Source organism: Flavobacterium sp. N1736, from assembly GCF_025947065.1.
GTDB lineage: Bacteria > Bacteroidota > Bacteroidia > Flavobacteriales > Flavobacteriaceae > Flavobacterium.
The window spans coordinates 5073708-5093027 of record NZ_CP109994.1 but is presented as its reverse complement, the minus strand read 5'-3'; the positions used below and the strand labels follow the sequence as shown (position 1 = coordinate 5093027).

At 30.7% G+C, this 19320-nt stretch carries 12 protein-coding genes; 4 read left to right on the top strand and 8 right to left on the bottom strand.

The genetic code is table 11. From position 1 onward, the window contains the following. Positions 1-828: 828 nt before the first annotated feature. From OLM54_RS21530 to OLM54_RS21515, 4 genes are read left to right on the top strand one after another with little or no spacing between them, the layout of a single operon-like run. Positions 829-2148, top strand: coding sequence for a hypothetical protein (locus tag OLM54_RS21530; protein ID WP_264536564.1), 1320 nt, complete (start codon positions 829-831; stop codon positions 2146-2148). A gap of 26 nt (positions 2149-2174) precedes the next feature. Next, positions 2175-5438: a hypothetical protein gene (locus OLM54_RS21525; protein WP_264536563.1), complete on the top strand. Its 3264-nt coding sequence runs from the start codon at positions 2175-2177 to the stop codon at positions 5436-5438. A 35-nt stretch (positions 5439-5473) separates the two neighbouring features. After that, the gene (locus tag OLM54_RS21520) at positions 5474-9652 is read left to right on the top strand and encodes an RHS repeat-associated core domain-containing protein (protein ID WP_264536562.1); all 4179 of its coding nucleotides are present in this window, start codon (positions 5474-5476) and stop codon (positions 9650-9652) included. 1 nt (position 9653) lies between these two features. After that, positions 9654-10157, top strand: a complete 504-nt coding sequence (locus OLM54_RS21515; RefSeq protein ID WP_264536561.1) for a hypothetical protein — start codon at positions 9654-9656, stop codon at positions 10155-10157. An 805-nt stretch (positions 10158-10962) separates the two neighbouring features. Here OLM54_RS21515 and OLM54_RS21510 read toward each other — a convergent pair. From OLM54_RS21510 to OLM54_RS21475, 8 genes are all read right to left on the bottom strand, one after another. After that, positions 10963-11370, bottom strand: a complete 408-nt coding sequence (locus OLM54_RS21510) for a helix-turn-helix domain-containing protein (protein WP_264536560.1) — start codon at positions 11368-11370, stop codon at positions 10963-10965. A gap of 290 nt (positions 11371-11660) precedes the next feature. Beyond that, on the bottom strand, positions 11661-12578 hold the full coding sequence (locus tag OLM54_RS21505; protein ID WP_264536559.1) for a hypothetical protein: 918 nt from the start codon (positions 12576-12578) through the stop codon (positions 11661-11663). Between the two features lie 30 nt (positions 12579-12608). After that, a complete protein-coding gene (locus OLM54_RS21500; RefSeq protein WP_264536558.1) occupies positions 12609-13616 on the bottom strand; it encodes a hypothetical protein in 1008 nt (335 codons plus the stop codon). Positions 13617-13629: 13 nt separating this feature from the next. Beyond that, entirely contained in the window at positions 13630-14436 is an 807-nt protein-coding gene (locus OLM54_RS21495; protein ID WP_264536557.1) for a hypothetical protein, read from the bottom strand. A 2-nt stretch (positions 14437-14438) separates the two neighbouring features. Beyond that, a complete protein-coding gene (locus OLM54_RS21490) occupies positions 14439-15368 on the bottom strand; it encodes a hypothetical protein (RefSeq protein WP_264536556.1) in 930 nt (309 codons plus the stop codon). Between the two features lie 37 nt (positions 15369-15405). Then, entirely contained in the window at positions 15406-15927 is a 522-nt protein-coding gene (locus OLM54_RS21485) for a general secretion pathway protein (protein ID WP_264536555.1), read from the bottom strand. 1 nt (position 15928) lies between these two features. After that, complete coding sequence (locus OLM54_RS21480; RefSeq protein WP_264536554.1) at positions 15929-17128, bottom strand: general secretion pathway protein; 1200 nt, start codon at positions 17126-17128, stop codon at positions 15929-15931. Further along, positions 17128-19311 carry a type II secretion system protein GspD gene (locus tag OLM54_RS21475; RefSeq protein WP_264536553.1) on the bottom strand — a complete coding sequence of 728 codons (2184 nt, stop codon included), beginning with the start codon at positions 19309-19311 and terminating at the stop codon, positions 17128-17130. Before OLM54_RS21475 ends, OLM54_RS21480 begins: the two co-directional genes overlap by 1 nt. Between the last annotated feature and the right edge of the window lie 9 nt (positions 19312-19320).

The following is a 19320-nucleotide window of genomic DNA, read 5'->3' as shown; positions in this document are numbered from 1 at the left end:
TTAGCTTTTAAACAATATGGTTTATTAAATTCTTATGAGGAATTTTTATATTATGCTATAAAGATGTCACAAATACATGATTTTAGCGAAGCTTTTTTGATACATATTATCTATTAACATTACGTGAGAAAGACAGTTCAAGTAAATCAAATAATCTAGCGAATTATTATTTATTTAAAGCATATGAAAGAGGAAATATTCATGCTAAATATGAAGTTGGTGAAATTTACTCAAATCCAAAAGACATACCAAAATCATCTTATTATTTATTTAAAATCGTTAATACAGCAAGGTAGATATATTTACAAAAAATTGACTTATAAGTCGTTTTTTTGTTTTAACTGTTTCTCTAGCAAACAACTGTCTTACTCCAGACAGAATCATTATTACCACTCCCGCACGAATCCTTTCATTTGGCCGTTACAAGGATAAGGTCTTTTAGAGATGCAATCTTTGATATTTACTAAGATAAAAATTGGAAACTTTAAATCATTTTAGTTTCTCAAAAGTAAGAGGTATTTGCCTAACGGAGTATTTTTGAACGCAAAAAGTTAACTAAAAACGATTATAATTATTCTTCTTTCATCCTCATTCAATATATTAATTCCAGTTGCATATCAGTAGTAATAATTCTACATTTTGACTTAATTGAACAGTAAGATTGGTTAAAAATTATATTTTTATTGAATAATCAAATAAAAAAAACACATTATTTAAAAATACAATAATCAAAACTTTTCTTTCATTTTAAAAGTTAAAATTAAAGAAATATAATATATATTTAACCAAATTTTACTAAAAGCCAAAAACCAATTTATAGATTAATTTATGAAAAAACATTACTATTATTTATTTGTTCTTATTTTTTTCTTTTTTAATGTTAGATCTCAAACTCAGGTTCCAGGAGGAGATAATCCCACAGAACCAATCGATCAGGGACCAATTGGAGGTGGCACCGATACTCAATCAACAAATCTTAACGATTTACTTTATAGTGAAATTTTTACTCCAAAAATTGGTGCTCCAAATGCAGCCGGTTTTAAACAGGTGAATTTTTCAAGTGTTGGAGAATATACCGGTTCCGCAAGTATAAATGTTCCAATATACCAAATTCAAATAGGACAAATTAATATTCCAATTGAATTAAATTACTCTTCAACAGGTGTTAAAGTCGATGAAACCGCTTCTAACGTTGGTCAAAACTGGTCTTTAAATGCAGGCGGAATTGTAACAAAAGTAATAAAAGGAATAGAAGATTTTAAGCTTAGTGTTGAAGGAGCATTAGGTGATCCTATCAGTCATAGATTAAAATTTTCCCAACTTGGTACAAGTACTGTATTAGGAATGAGACTCAAGGAAGTTGGATGGCTTTTGCAAAATCAAAACATTTCTTTAAATAATTACTACGATATAACTTCTGGTGTTGATAAAGTCTACACATTGTTTGATATGGGAATCATAACTACAAAAAAAGATTTATCTCCTGATTTATTTTATGTAAATGCACCAGGGCTTAATACATCCTTTACCCATAGAAAAGATGCCTCGGTAATGGAAATTGCTTATCAGGGTAATAAAATTACAACTACAATAGGCAAATCACCAGTTATTCCGTTTTTTCCAGAATTTAGAGATAATATTAAATTTCAGGGAGATTTAAGCTTTTTCGATGGAGGGCCACAAAGAAAAATACTGGGAGTTAATAAAATAGAGATAACTAATATAAACGGAACTCAATATGTATTTGATCAATTAGATGTAAATCAATATGTTAACCGAGATGTTTTTACTACCTATGCAAGTATAGAATCTAGCAGAGATCTTACATCTCAGGAAATAATGGCTTATAAGTTAAGCTCGATAAAAGATTTCAAGGGCAATGAGGTTACGTTTACCTATGAAAAATATGCTATAAATTATCCTGAATATCGAAAAACATCTGATTATGAAGTAACAAATAATAGTGGTAATCAATCGACTCAAAATTTAAGTTCTACTGAAATTAGGTTTCCAAATTTAAACAGAATAAGTAAAATAAATTATGCTGAAGGATCTGTTGAATTTAAGTATGAAGAGCCTAGAAAAGATTTGCCGGAGATTATGCTTTATCAAAAATCATTATTAAGGACATTAATAACAATATTATAAAAACGATAAAGTTAGAATATGACTATATGGTTTCTAATAACAAGTGCGCTGAACCTACTTGTAAAAGACTACGCCTATTAACGGTACAGGAAACAGGAAAAAACAATGCAGTTATACCTCCATATCGATTTTTTTATAATGATGATATTAAACTTCCGGAAAGAGGTTCAACTATTACAGATTATTTAGGATATGCAAATGGTCCTGTACCAAGTGAATATAATAATGTAACTTCTGTGAGTTGTGCTTCTTGCCTTATTCCTCCTCCTAAATTATATTACAGCCCTAATAAAAAAGATTTATCAGTTTCTCCCTTCCCTATTTTTCCTTCAAGTTTTGTTACTCAAGGAAGGTCGTTACAGCCTTCTTTACCTTATACAAAATCGGGTGTTTTAAATAAAGTACAATATCCAACTGGTGGCAGAGAGGAATTTGAATATGAATTAAATGATTTTTATTCTTCCTTAACCGGACAAAATGTTCAATCTGGCGGTTTAAGAATTTCAATTCATAAATTGGTAGATACGAAAGGAGCTATACAAGTACACAAGTATAATTACCTTGATATTAATGGTAATTCTTCTGGTATTCTAAATAATTTACCTACACTTGGAATTTCTCATGCCTATAGCGAATCATTAGCAGCTACTTACTTAGGTATAGGGTCATACTCACTTCAAACAGGGCTTGTGCTGCATACTTTTACAAGTTCAAGAACTGATTTTGACGTAGTGGAAGGATCAAACGTAGGATATTCTAGAGTTTTGATTAAAGAAAATGCTGATAACGGTTATGTGGAAAAGATATTTTCTACAAGAAAGGATTTTCCAATCGAACAACCATTGTTTACATACAGAGATTATGATAAAAACAAGATTCAGTTTGGTTTAAATAATGGATGGAGGCTTCCTACAACTAATAATACTGAATTATTAATTGGTAAACTAAAGTTTATTAGAAAATACGACAAAAACAATATTCTGGTTGAAGAAACCAAAAATAGCTATCAATATGATATTTTTGATCAAATTACTGATAAAGTTGGGATTTCGAGGAAAGAAGTTTTTCCTTCTGAACATTTTGATGCTGAACCAATAGAACCGGATTTTGCATTTTATCCTTCTGTGTATGCCAGTAGAAATTTAACTAATGAAACTAAAACAGTAACAAAATACGATCAAAACAAGGTTCAAAATATTACTACAACTACTTATGATTTAAAATATTCATTGCCAAAAGCAGTAGAAAGTGTCGTTAATGAGTCCGGAGTTACAACTTCTTTAATAAAAGAAACCAGTTATCCGCATAACTTTACAACTCCTTTAATGACAAGTCTTGTCACTGCTAATCGTATTGCAGAACCAGTGCTTTTAAAAACTTTACGCAAAACAGGCGAAAGCCAGGAAGATCTTACTTCACAAGAAGTATTATACAATAGTTTTACTAAAGGCAACAAAACTTTGATTCTGCCAAGAGCAATACAAACTCTTAAAGGAATACAAACAGCGACTAATCAATTTGAAGAAAAAATCCAGTTTCATGATTATGACAAGTTTGGTAATTCAATAGAATCATCCAAAAAAAATGACACGCATTCCGTATATTTATGGGGATATAACTACTCTAAACCTATTGCTAAAATTGAAAATGCAACTTATTCTCAAGTGATGACTTCATTGGGGAAAAGTAATTCTGAAACTCTTGAGTATTTGCAAAGCTATACAGAAGAACAATTAAAAAATGAAATTGAAAAGATAAGAACCAATTTAGGCAGTGCAATGGTTACGTCTTATATATACAAACCTTTAATAGGTATTACAACAATTGTGGATCCAAAAGGAAATTTAATTTCATATGAATATGATGATTTAAATCGCCTTAAAAAAATCAAAGACCAGGATCAAAATATTATTGAAGAATATTGTTATGGTTATAATGGCGTACCTAATGATTGTCAAAACAGCATAAGAATTCCATCAGAAGAAGATAATTCAATTTATGATACTGATTTACAAGTAATAGTTGGTGATTATACATCATATAAAATACCTGTAGCTTGTGGCAGAGGAGTAAGCTGGGAAGACAAATTACCAGATGATGCTCCATACAAAGGAAGAAACATCTTAAGCCTTCATGATAAGTTTTACTTTCCCAATCCTTCTCAGACAGGTGTACATTATACCCCGGGTTATACACCATTACCTGATGATTATAGACAACTAAATCTGCCTTATCCTTTGGAAGAATATACGTGTAATTATTATGCCGAAAGGTCTGGTTATTCTTTTAGCCTTGCAGGATTAGAAAATCCTAAATTTCTTGGACCAAACAGAGTTATTGAATTAACGTGGTGGATGGAAATTGATGGAAAAAAAATAGAACTTCCGCAAGCTCAGGAATATTCAAATATCTTTTTTATACCAAAATGTTTAGAAGGAACTTTTGGCAGAATAGTTTGTTCTGCAAAAATAACATCAGGTTATGATCGTGAGGATCCTATTAGAAAGACTGTCATTTATCTGGCAAAAAGCAATTTAATGCAATTTAAAAGCGGGCTGGATGATTATGATAATTTACCTGCCTTTTATAAGTTAAGTATTTCTGATTTTTATTCTGGTGATGTTTGCAGCAAAACTTCAGGATATGGAATTGGAAATAATTCGGGAACAACACCTGCAGATCCCGGATATTGGAATGATTCTCCGTGGACAATTGATAATGGCAACCCAGAGCCATCTGATTTTAAAATATGGGTCGATAATTTTCAATTTTATGACATTCCTGTTCCGGCATGGCTTCCAACAACTTTTACCTGGACAGGTGTTACTAACCCTAGCTTACATCCTTTATTTAATTTTCCTAGACCAACAGGCGGAATTCATAATGAAGATATATTTACTCCTATAGCTTTTCCATCTTTCATAACTTTTCCGTATATGCTGGAATATTATACTAGTTTTTATGTGAATAAAGGAGCATATAGATTTGATAGGGAATCTGTAATTCAAAAAGTAGAAAATAGTTCTAGTTATACTTTTAATTGGTATTTAAAAATTGAAAACACTGGACAGCAAATTCCAATCATTAGAACTTTAGAATCTAGAGATCTTTTCTTTATTCCGCCATCGCTAAACGGAAAGAGAGGAAAATTAATTTGTATTGCTACAAAAAGATTTGATTCGGGTCCGCCTTTGTCTTTTGAAAGTGAAATAATAACTTTTCAACAAGGATTATCAAGTAGCGACAATCTAAATTATCAAGCTGACTTTCTTTCTGAAGACGGACTATAATTTAGAGGATTTAAAAACCTAATCATAAGATTACGATGAAAAAAAACAAACGATATAGCATACAAATTATTTTGTTGTTATTTACTATATATACGACAGCTCAAACTCCGGCAACAATAACAAAAGGAAGCATAAATACACCTTATACAGTAACAGGAAATGAAACCCTTATTGCAACACAAAGTATTACACTTAGCCCTAATACTTATATACTGGCCGGAAGTACATTTTGGGCAAAAATTAGTGCCGACGAATACATTCCTCCTTTTGCTTTAAGCAATGAAAATTTCGTTTTTACGCGCAAATATCAAACGGGTTTAAAGTCTAGTGATGCCATAGCAAATAATTCTGACGTTATAGAAGGTGTTGTATATTATGATGGCTTAGGCAGACCAATTCAGAATATTGGTATAAAGGCTTCGCCTAATAAAACAGATATTATTACACATACTGCTTATGATAATATTGGTAGACAAGAAAAAGAATATTTACCGTATATGGATAATTTGGGTTCTGTTGCATCATACAGAAAAAGCGTTGATGCACAATCCGGAACTATTGATTACTATAAATTAAATTATCCTCAGGATATTGATAATGCGCTTCCTAACCCATTTTCTCAAAAGAAGTTTGAAAACTCACCTTTAAATCGTGTATTATTGCAAGCTTCTCCCGGAAAAGACTGGGCATTAGGTTCTGGTCACGAAATAAAACTAGACTATCAAACCAATAGTGCAACAGCAGCTGATGAAGTTAAACTTTATGTGGTTACAACAACATTAAATTCTGATGGTGTTTATGTTCCAGCTGTTTCTACTACTACAACTTATTCTGATAATCAATTGTATAAGAGTATAACTAAAGATGAAAATTGGGTAAGTGGTAAAAATAATACAACAGAAGAATTTAAAAATAAAGAAGGAAAACTTATTTTAAAACGCACTTATTCTAACTATGCATCTCAAACAGAAGTTAAGCACGATACCTATTACATTTATGATATTTATGGAAACTTAACTTATGTTTTATCCCCTAAAGCCGAAGGAGCAATAAGTGATTCTGCTTTAAAAGAATTGTGTTATCAATATAGATATGATACAAGAAATAGGCTAGTTGAAAAAAAATTGCCTGGTAAAGAATGGGAATATATTATTTATGATAAATTAGACAGACCGATACTTTCGCAAGATGCTAATTTAAAAGCCAGCAACAAATGGATGTTTACTAAATACGATGCTTTTGGCAGACCTGTATATACAGGTGAATACATAAATTCCGTACAAATAACCAGACCTTCTGTACAAGCCTTGGCAAATGATAGTTCAGCTTTATTTGAAAACAAACAGGCTGACGCTTTAAATATTAACGGTACAAGTGTAAATTATTCTAATATTGTTTTTCCAAATACAGGAATTGACCTTTTTACCATAACTTATTATGATAACTATCTTGATATAGATTTAGATCAGGGAACAGCGGCTATATCATATGGCATTACACCTGCTACCAATGCCAAAGGACTAGCCACCTGTTCTAAAGTACGTATTCTAGGAACATCAGCCTGGACAACCAATGTTAGCTATTATGATACTAAAGGAAGATCTATTTATAATTATAATAAAAATAATTATTTAAATATAGTTGCATCAGTAAAAACCCAGTTAGATTTTGCTGGTAAAACACTACAGACTACCTCTACACATAAAAAAGACAGTGATGGTATGATAACTATCATTGATACTTATTCTTATGATCATGCAGGCAGAGCATTAACACAAAAACAAACTATTAATAATCAGCCGGAGGAAATAATTGCAAATAATGCATACGATAGTTTAGGGCAGCTAATAGCGAAAGGTGTTGGCGGTAAAGCAACAACACAATCACGACTACAAAACGTTGATTACAGCTACAATATTAGAGGCTGGTTAAAAGGTATTAATAATGTAAATAACATTAGTAATAATTTATTTGCTTTTCAGATAAACTATAACACTCCAACAACGGGAGCTCCATTGTTTAATGGCAATATTAGCCAGACCTTTTGGAGAACAGCCAATACTGACAATAGTTTAAGAAATTATACTTATAATTATGATAATTTAAACAGGTTAACACAAGCTACAGATAATTCAACCATAAACCCGGGAAGATATAACGAAGGTATCAAATATGATAAAAATGGTAACATTATGAGTATTTTAAGATTAGGGAATACCAATTCTACCGCTACTCTATTTGGTACTATGGACAATCTGGTTTATGCTTATGATACTGGAAATAAGCTCACCAAAGTAGAAGATGTATCAGGCAGTACCGAAGGATTCAATAATGGAAGTAATACTGCTGTTGAGTATACTTATGATAATAATGGAAACGTGAGTACTGATAGTAATAAAGAAATTACTGCTATACTATATAATTATTTGAACCTTCCTGTAGAAATAAAATTTAGAGATGATGATTATTCAAAAATTAATTATATTTATGATGCTTTAGGAACAAAACAAAAGAAAAGAGTAAACAAAGAGGGAGACGTAACAGAAACTATTTATGCCGGAGCTTTTCAATATGTTCAAAATTTTGAAGAAGGTAACGGATCTGTTTTAAAATTTATTAACCAACCAGAAGGTTATATTGAGCCTATTGGCAGTTCTTATAAATATGTATATCAATACAAAGATCATTTAGGTAATATAAGATTGAGTTATGCTGATAATAACAATGATGGTGTAATTACAAGCCAGACAAATTCTCAGACTTTATGGCAAGACAGTTTTGAAAACCCAACAGGTTGGGATGGTACCGGTGCCAGCTGGGGACATGCTTTAGATGCATTTGACACAGCTGTAAAACATTCTGGTAATCGCTCAGGAAGAATAGATGTACATGTGGAAGACGTATCGAGATCTGTGCACAGTACACAGTGGATTGCCGTAAACAATACTGTAGATACGCAATATCGTATTTCAGGATGGGTTCTTTTAGAAAACATAACACAATGGTCTCGTGCCAGATTGGAACTGATGGGAAAAAAAGAAGGAGAAACTGAATATACAACACTGTATGATTATAAATACATCACTACTAAAGGCGAATGGATATATGTTGAAAAGATTGTTACGGTACCAGCCAATATTAAAACGATAAATTCAAGAATAACCCTTGATTACAACACTGGTACTGTAAAGGGAAGTGCATGGTTTGATGAGTTAAAAATAGAAAAAATAACACAAAATGGGCAAAACGAAATAGTGGAAGAAAACAATTATTATCCTTTTGGATTAAAACAGAAGGATAACAATAATATGATCGTTTCATCAAATCCAGCTCAGAAGTATAAGTACAACGGCAAGGATCTCCAAGACGAGCTGGGGCTTGGATTCTATGACTTTGGGGCACGTAATTATGATCCAGCGATTGGTCGCTGGATGAATATTGATCCTTTGGCTGAAACATCCAGAAGATTTAGTCCTTATACATACGCACTTAATAATCCTGTCTTTTTTATTGATCCTGATGGAATGCAGGCGACATATAATTGGGAAGAACATAACAAAGGAAATAAAGGAGTATATAATGATGGTGATAAAACTGTTTCTTTTAGCGATGCCATGGGTAGTATTGGTTTAAATAGTAACGGAAGTGAAAATAAAAGCGATGAAACATCAAATGATGGTAGTGAACCACCAGTCAATTTTTTCGCACGTGATCATTCTAATTTCGCTGGAACATTTGATGAAAAAAATAAACCAGAAAATTACCAAATTGGAGATGGGATTTTTGACGTCTTTGGTCATGGAGGAGTTGATGGAGAAGGCGAAGGTTTTTTTGCTGATTATAAAACGGGTGGTCCTTTTATTGATAATGCTCAAGATTTTGATACAAGAATGTCAAAGGTAAGTCCTGCATATAAAAAACAAATAGAAGGCGGATTTGGGGCTTTTACAATAAATCTTTTTATATGTCAAGGAGGCTCCGGAAATAAATCTATGGCAAAAAAAATATCTAAAGCTCATCCAAACGCAACAGTTGTTGCATTTGATGGTTTTGTTATGTATGGAAATGATGCAAGTGGGAAGTCTGTAATTAATGGAGCAAGTTCAAATATCAAATATAATGATAATAAAGGTTATAGAGTAGTTTATCAAAATGGAAAAGAAATCAGTAGGATGCTATATAGCACATATAGGGCATCTGGTAAATTGTTTTAATATGAAAGTAACAAATTTAATAATTTTGGCTATTGTTAGTTTTATCTTTTGTAATTGTAAAGATAATAAAGAGGTAAAGCCTAAGATTGAAGATAATTCGAAATCAACTTTAGGAGTTTATCAAGATTATTTTAATGATAAAAAGAAGGTTGATAGTTTAATGGACAAAATAGTAAATAAAGGTGATACATTAGCCTATAAGGAACTATCTATGATTTATGCATTAAGCGGTCACAGGTCTGATTATTTGCGTGTGTCGTTAATAATGGCAAACAAATATCAATATGCTCAAGCGTATTATGATGTATATAACGATTTGTATCGAACTAATAGTTATATAAGTGGTAATGATGAAGAGACAATTGAAGATTTAAATGTATTGGATACAGAGACTAGAAATTTAGCCATCAAATATTTAGAAAAATCAGCAAGTAGAGGCTATACAAAAGCTAGAAAAAGCTTATTGTTGTACAACAGTAAAGGTGAATTGTTGAAGAATAAGTAATTATAAATAACTCAATACAAAGGAAAAGCTGCGCAAAAGTCTCTGACTTTGCGCTTTTTTTGTTGCTTTAAAACGTGAATTTCATAAAAGTTCTTAACTTTTTACAATTAGCTTTCAAATAATACTGATGTCAATTAATTGCATTTATAAAAGACTAAGATTAAAAAAGTATTAAATTGTAATTGAATTTTATTTGAGTTTTTATTAAAATCTAGTTTAAAGTCAGGAGACTTTATGAGGTTTATTTTTTTCAATTATATTTGTTTCAAATGGCGCAAAGTCAGAGACATTTGCGCAGCTGGTGTGCTTTAATAAATAAACTAATGATTAATAATGAAAGCAAAATACTTACAATTGTGTTTTTTCGTAAACTGTTTACTTAGTTCATGTAATGATGGAATTTTAAAAGATTCTGAAATAAGAGAAACAAAAGAAATTATTTTAAATTCTGGGAATAAGGATTTATATACCAGACTATGTATATACTTCGATGAAAAAGGAGACTTTGAATCTTCATTGCCATATTCAATAGTTATGGCGTATAAATATAACGACAAGGATGCTTACTATAATATTTATAGAACTATGATTCGAATTAAAATCCGCATTTTTTTTGAAAGAATACTACCGCTATCCAAAAATTTCTCATGAAAAGCTGAATGTCTCCTAACTTCGCACCCATTTGAATCAAACAAAAGCCACTTCATTAAACGGATTGTTTTGAGGAAATTTCAAACTAAAAAGCTCTGGAATCTTCAATAAAAAACTCCATTATTTCAATGGAGTTTTTTATTGCTTTTAAAGGTTATTTCCCTTTCATTAATTTTTCTAAATACTCAACTTTATCTTTTTCAGCCTGCAATAAACGTTCGTAAAGTTTTTTATTTTCATCGTAAGATTCAATTAGTTTGTCTAATGGATTAAATGTACAATGATAATTCCCTACAGTTCCCTGACTATTATCGTAAAAATTATTGAAATAATTAAATACGCTTTCTTCTGAAAAATTTTTAATTGCTTCTACACTTACTCCAAGAGCTTTCGCCACCTCAATAAGTTTTTCTTCATCTATGGTTTCACTATTTTCCATAGCAGATATAGCTTGTTGGTTTGTTCCTAAAGCTTGTGCCAAAGCTTCCTGCTTCATGTCTTTCAGTTCACGAATACGGCTGATTTTTCGCCCTATATGATTTGGTTTTGTTAATGTGCTCATAGTTCAAAGATAATAATTACCAATAAAGAATTAAGTGAAATGTAAAAAACAGGTTCCGAACTGTAGGATACGGTTAATCTATTATTTACTTGCTGTGTATTAAACAAAAATACAATTATTCGGGCAGGTATCAACCAGAAATTTAAAATTATACTTTTTGAAATTGTAGAAGCAGAATTAAAGCGATTGGAAAATACTGAATCTAAAAAATAAAAAATATCTCCAAAAAAGACAAAAAAAAGCCACTCTAATTTAACGAAGTGGCTTAATTTTTTTTCTAGAAAAGAATTTTATTTTTTTGATGATTTTTCAAGGGTTTCTAATCTTTTATTCTGCTCTTCAATAACTTTTAATAGTTTCTCCGTTTTCTTTTCCTGCTCTATCGCATAAAGAGTCAATTCCTCTACCTTTTTAAGCAAAGCCATATTCATTTCTGCTAATTGAATTCCGTTTTTCTCGAATTCTTTTGCTGACGGGATTTCAGGTAAATGGCTATTTTGATTTACATAGTTTTCTACTTCTTGCAGACTTCTTAATTTATAATCTTTTGCAAAAACATAATCGGGTACAGGAATATTTGAATCTACTTTTACCTCTTTAGAATGGATCGTACCATTAACCGCTAATTTTGCATCCGGATGTTCAGTTCCTATCCCCACATTACCCGCAGCATTCCAGATACTTCCTCCAGAGAGATAAACGTTACCCTTAAATCTATTTTGATATGGAACTTCGACCGTTTTAGTCCCTGTCATTGGTTCATCAACAGCTGTCCATCCTTGAAACCAGGCACTAGTCTCACTTAATCCTGTAGCATAAGCACTAACTGTAAATCTTTGAAAATAAACTTTATCATTTATAAAAATAACGACCTTTCCATTTTCATTAGATAGATAAATTTCCGGAGTGTAACTTCCTGACGAGGAAATTTTTGGTTCATGAAAATAATACGCTGAGGGATCGGATGAAGAACCATTAAAATAAATGTAATAAACAAGGGTTAAGTTTATAGGTTCCGCTGTATTATAATTATAACCTACTATCGTTATAGTAGGCATCTGATTTGCTGGAAGGAACGGCAAATTCGTTTTTATTTTTACGCCATAACTGGGAGTACCATATATGGAATAATTTACAATATTATTATAGTTTTGAGCATTACTAATTGCTGTAAAAAGTAATATTAAAATCAATATAAATTTTCTCATGGTATTTAGTTTAATAAATATTTTTCTTTTTTACTTCCTGCAAATTTCTGATTTCAGTTCTTTATTCTCTTGTTTTAAAATTGTAATATCCTTTTTCATCTCAATCATATACAAAGTTATTTCCTCGATTTTTTGAAGCAACTTAGCATTCATTTCTCCCAAATTAATTCCATTTTCAAGAACCTCCTTTTCACTTGGAATATTTTCTAAATGTCCTTTTTTGGCAATATGTTTTTCAACTTCTTCCAATGTTGGTAAATCATATTCTTTTTTAAACACAAAATCTGACCAGTTTAACATATCCACTTTTACTTCTTTGGAGTGAATTGTTCCATTTACATCTAGTTTGTTTAATGGGTTTATTGTACCAATACCTACATTGCCATTTCCTGAAATTCTAAGCTTCTCTGTTTGTCCTGTTAAATGAGACTCCATCGTAAAAAATTGCATTCCATAAGCATTGCTTCCTGCGTTTTGTACAATTGTAGCAATTTTGGTCCCAACTTCAGTATAATTGGCATCTTTAACAGAGTGCGTGATCATTACAGCAGAAAGATTATCAACATTATCTATATTTTTTACTAATATATTTCCATTATAAATTGCCAATTTTGCTAAAGGATTTGTTGTCCCAATTCCAACATTTCCATTTCCATTAATGTGCATACGAACCTCAGGTGAATTACCTAAAGAATTATCATTGGCATTGTTGGTTAAAAATTGTAAATAGGTATCATAACCGCCGCCTCTGTAACTTCTTATAACAGCTGAACCTGCAGCAGCAAAATCCCAACTTACATCCTGAGCTGAATTTGCATTTTCCGGTGAATTTGGTCCACAAATACTAATAGCTTTTAAAGGTGTAGGATAACCATCCGGTCCTGCCTGAATAGTAAGTTTTGCTACAGTATTACCAGTCCCAATTCCTATATTATTATTAATAGACGTCCCATAGATTGTTCCACTTGGAGTATAAAGTTGTGCTTTTATAGAAAATGAAAAAGCAATTATTGCAATAAAAGTTAGTTTATTTTTCATATAAAACAGATTTTTATTTTGATTGATTTTCTAATTTAACCACTCTTTCCAGAATCGATTGGAATTTTTGATTTTCTTTTTTCAATAAATCAATCTCCTCTGATTGTTTATTATTATTGTTTTCCTGTTGAATAATATAAAGTGTTAACTCCTCAATTTTCTGTAAAAGTTTCGCATTCATTTCACCCAAATTAATTCCATTTTCGAGAACTTCTTTTTCACTAGGAATATTTTCCAAATGTCCTTTTTCGGCAATATGTTTTTCTACTTTTTCTAATGTTGGTAAATCATATTCTTTTTTAAACACAAAATCAGACCAACCTGTCATATCAACTTTTACTTCTTGAGAATGGATCGTACCTTTTACATCTAGTTTATTTTTTGGGCTCAATATTCCTATACCTACATTGCCGTTTTCTAAAGTTGAGATTCCTGAGTTACTGAAAGGAGGTAAAAATGAGCAAACGATCCACCAATCTGATCCTGTTGATTTATAAGTATCAAACTCTGATTGACTAATCACTACAGAACTGTACGTAGAAAAATTGTTGTCTACAAATGTTTGATCAAAAAAATTACCCTTTACTGCTGCTTGAGCATGCCACAATGGATTAATCTGATTATTAGCATTATCTTCTAGAGTATTTATTCCATCCCATTTAATCATGAAAACAGAAAAACTTCTGCCTGGGTTTCTTGCGGCTACAATTGCATAACCGGTAGCTCTTGCGTTTTGTTGTTGTAAAGCAGATAATGTTTGTGAATTTGCGTTTGTAATAAAAAACAAACAAAGGCAGGTTATTATATATAAATTCTTCATAATTACATTTTATTAATGAGTATTAAAATTGTTTTTTCAAATTGTTGTTGTCTGTTTTTCAGTTCAGTATTTTCCTTTTTTATCTCAATCATATAAAGTGTCAGCTCTTCAATTTTCTGTAAAAGCTTAGCATTCATCTCACCCAAATTAATTCCGTTTTCAAGAACTTCTTTTTCACTCGGAATATTTTCTAAATGTCCTTTTTCAGTAATATGTTTTTCTACTTCTTCGAGTGTTGGCAAATCGTAATCTCTTTTAAAGACAAAATCTGACCAGTCTTTCATATCAACTTTTACTTCTTTGGAATGAATAGTTCCGTTTACGTCTAATTTATTTAGTGGGTTTGTAGTTCCTATACCAATATTTCCCTCCGAATTTATTCTCATTTTTGGCACTCCATTTATCTGAAATTCTTGAAACTTATTTGCGCTATAATAATTTTCACCAGATCCTACATTATCTATTAGTAAATAACCATTTGTGCCAATTGATTTAAATGAAGTTATTCCAGCTATTGTATTAATTGATTCAAGTCTTGATGCTGGATTAGTTGTTCCTATACCAACATTACCATTATCTGTTATTGTAAATCTGTTTGCACAAAGTCCACCGCCTGCACAACCTAGCTTATCGTAAGCCCAAAATTGTATACTATTTCCAAAATCAGATGCCATATTATAAATCATCCAGGTATTTGCAATACCATTAGAAGTTTTAGAGGGGTTTATTAATCGTATATGCCCACCTGTGCTAATATCTGACATAGAACTAATGATTGATCCCCTGAATATAGCATTACCATTCACATCTAATTTTTGAGTTGGATCTGTTATTCCAATCCCTACGCTCCCACCATCAGTAGGAAAAACACTTTGGGCAAGGCTGGTCTGTGCGGCAAATGCCACAAATAATAAAAAAATAGTCTTTTTCATAATTATTTATATCGTTTTTGGTTTGGTAGTAAGCGAATTAAATCCCTTTATTTTTTTGCATAATAATCTCTACAAATAACTGATCTGTATTCGTTTTATAGTTTCTTTTCTTGATAAAGTTCAAATGCTTAATAGTTCCAAGAGCCGGATTGTTTTCAACCTTATTAAGTAAAGCTAAACAACCATTAAAAGAACCTTCTAACGAAAAGATATAACTTGTTACAGTAAATCCTTTTTGTGCTACGGAATGGGGTTCCTGAAAATCGACAATTTTCAATTTGTAACTATCACTATATGCTGTTAGTTGTTTTAATAAATCATTTTGAAATGATTCTGAAATATTTACATCGTATTTTGATAATACCTGATCTAATTGTTTTTCTTTCTGAATGAGCTGTCCTACTAATTTAGGCATATTACTATCTGCAGCTATCTCCTCTTGTTTTGTTTTATATTCTTTATAATAATTTATTGTATTTGATATTGCAAAAGAATAACAAACATAGAGCACTAATGCAAAACCAAGTAAAAGCAATTTATTTTTTCTATTCAGCTTCATTTTACTTCAAAGTTAATTTAATCGAAAAAGCTGTTTCATTAGCATCATTTTTTCCAAAGTGAGTTATTAAAACTTTATCTACCCACTTCAGTTTTTCTATTTCTTCGACCCAATTCGTAAACGCTTCATTTGCGATTGTTGTTCCAGAAATTGCAATAGTTTTTTCCTGAGCAATAATTGGTTCTTCAATCTTTACTTTTTTCTCTAAAGGATTAAATGTTAGTTCAGTTAATAAAATAGAAGATGGAACCTTATTTGCAATTTCGTTAATAATCAATGAACTTTGTGAAGTTGCTTTTCCACTAATATTTTTAACTTTTTCTTCTTTTACAATAATCCTTTGCTTTATTTTAGTAACATCTTCAATCGAAGATTTATTCACTAATAAAGTCTCTGAAGTTTCTTGTGCCAATTTATAATAATGCGTAAAAAACATAAAATTAAAAACAAGAATAACCAATATAACTCCAACCATAATCCTGATTCCTTTATTAAAAAAAGTTTTTTGATTATAATCATTATATAGAGTCTCACTATAAGATATGATCGATCCCGTATTTAGTGTAGAATTCATAATCAGTCGCAAAATTCCTGAAAAAGCAAGTAACTGCCTGTTCTCTATCTCAAGACCATTTATGTTGTAAATTATAGCAGACTCTTGTGTGCTAACCGCGATAATTTGATTATCTTCTTTTTTAGAAATGATTTGATTATTGGTATTTAAGTAATCTTCATTTGGAGTATAATCAATTGTATCGACTATAGGACAAACACCAAGGCTTATTCCTGCTATTGTAATTTTCTGATTTTCATAATTTTTCATTAAATCATTTACATACGATTTTCTGGTAATCGCAATAATTGATTTAGTTTTTAATCTCCATATTTCATAATAAAATTCATCCCAATTGGTATTTGGAAATGCTTTATGCAATAATTTATCATCAGAAGAATCATTTCCTGAAACCTCTTTTTGAATAACCTGATTGGTATTAATAATTAAAAAGAAAGGAAGTTTAACATCCCACTTTTCAGCAATTTTACCATTATAATTAACTCTGTCTTTTTTATCAATTACTAATCCTTCTTTTTTATTTTCGATTAATAATAATGCTATTTTGTCTTCATTATTTAAAGTGAAGTGCTCAATACCCATGTACTGTTTGCCAAGCAAAATAGTAGTGATTGATGGTAAAGCCATTAGTAGATAACGGTAGGTTTAATTAATACACTCAATTTTTTCTTAGAATCTTCTCGCTTTCGAGAACTAAATATCCATTTTAAAATTGGAATTCTGGATAACAATGGCACTCCGGTTCCTGATTCATTTTTTACTGATTCTTCAAGTCCTCCTAATACGATTAAGTCTTGATCTTTTACTCTGATAATTGATGTAAACTCTCTGGAATTAATTCCCGGAGGCGCATCTTTATCAACTTTTTGACCATTAAAACTAGATTGTATTACTTTAATATCCATCGTAATTTGTCCATTACCAGAAACCAAAGGCATAATTGTTACCGATAACTCAGCATCAATTGGCTGATAATTTTTAACCTCTGATGCTTGCGGAATTTGAGAACCATAATAATTTTGATTTGTAACTACATAATACGTAGTTTCTCCAATCGATAAATATGCCTTGTGACCGTTTAAAGTTGATAATCTTGGAGAAGAACGAACTTTTAAATTTCCATTGGTTTCCATAGCTTTCAAACTTAAATAAAAGTTAGGAACTACCTGGCCAATATTCAAAGAACCAAATCCGCTAAATCCGTCAATGATTTTATTTATTGTGGATGCTCCTAAATTAATATCCGCATTAGGAAAAACTGTACCTGAAGTTGTAACAGGTTTACTTCCAATACCTGCCTGAATACCTGTTTCAACAGTAGCACTTCGATTTACTTCTAAAAGCATTACTTCTATTAAAATAACCGGAACCGCTTTATCAATATATTTTATAAAAGATTCAAATCGTTCAATATTAGCCGCAGGGCCATTTACTAAAAAGCTATTTAATTCTTTATCGATCTTAATGTCTAAATCTTTTTTGATTTCATCAGGAATAATTGTCAAAATTGATTCTGATGGGTTACTCCCTGATGAACTTGTACTGCTGCTTGCTGAATTATTATTTTGATAATTAGAATTCGATCTGTTACTATTGCTTGTATTACTACTATTATTATCAAACGTATTATAATTTGAATAACTATTCGTATTATTTAATCTACCGGCACTTCTACCCTCTTTTGAAGGATCACTTAAAATTTCAATAGAACGATGCATTAAAGGAATCGACTTGATATTTCTAACTACTAATTGATCTTTCGTACCAAAATAATAAATAGATCCACTTTTCATAAAAGTAAAAGAACCTCCTGATGGTGGTGCTGTATTACCTCCGGAATTGTTATTAAATTGCTGCGAATTAGTATTAGATGAAGGACTGCTATCTGTTTTTATTTGAAATAATTTCACCAAAAGATCATCAAAAGTAATATTCTTAGCTTTCACCGTTCCATTACCAGCACCTTCAAGCGGGCTGGAAATAAACATATCAATATCTAACTCATGTCCTATATCATAAACAATACTCGAAATGGGAGTATTTTCGAAATCAACATCTAATAACTTTTTCTCACTATCAACTATTGTAAAGAAAAAATTTGATTTTCTTGGTCTTTGAGGTTTATTCTGTCTTATTTCTCCGTTTGTAGTTCCTGTACCTTCACTAACAAAATTTCCTTCAATTTTATCAAAAATATAGAAATTATCTCTTGATTTATTTACGCTTAAATTATTTGCAAATGCTAATTTATTCAAAGCAGCATCAAAAGGCATGTTTTTAATATATACTGTTAATAGTTGATTTTCAAGACCCGGGGCAAAAACTAAATTTTTACCGCTTTCGTCCATAATCTTTCTAAAAACATCATATAATTTATCATCTTTTAAATTTAAAGAAAGCAAATTATTAGCCAGATCATACGTAACATCAATATTTTTTAAAGTCGGAATTTCTACTGGTTTTACATATGATTTTATAGAAAGAATATTTCCTGTAAAATCAATGGTTAAATTATATTCCTTACATAAGAATATAATTAAATCACCAACTGTAACATCCGAAAAATTATTTACAATATTAATCTGACTTAAATTAGGTGCTACACTAATATTAAGTTTATGAACCTGAGATACCGCCAATAAAAAACTGGACAATGAAGCTTCTTTTATATTAACATTGATCTTTTCATTTAAACCCGGAGCATCGGGAGTAATGGATTCGATATTATTTTTAAGTTGTAATATTCTATTTTCCTGCGAAAATGAAATTTGAAAAATTAGTATTAAAAATAGAGTAATTATTTTTTTCATGAATTTATA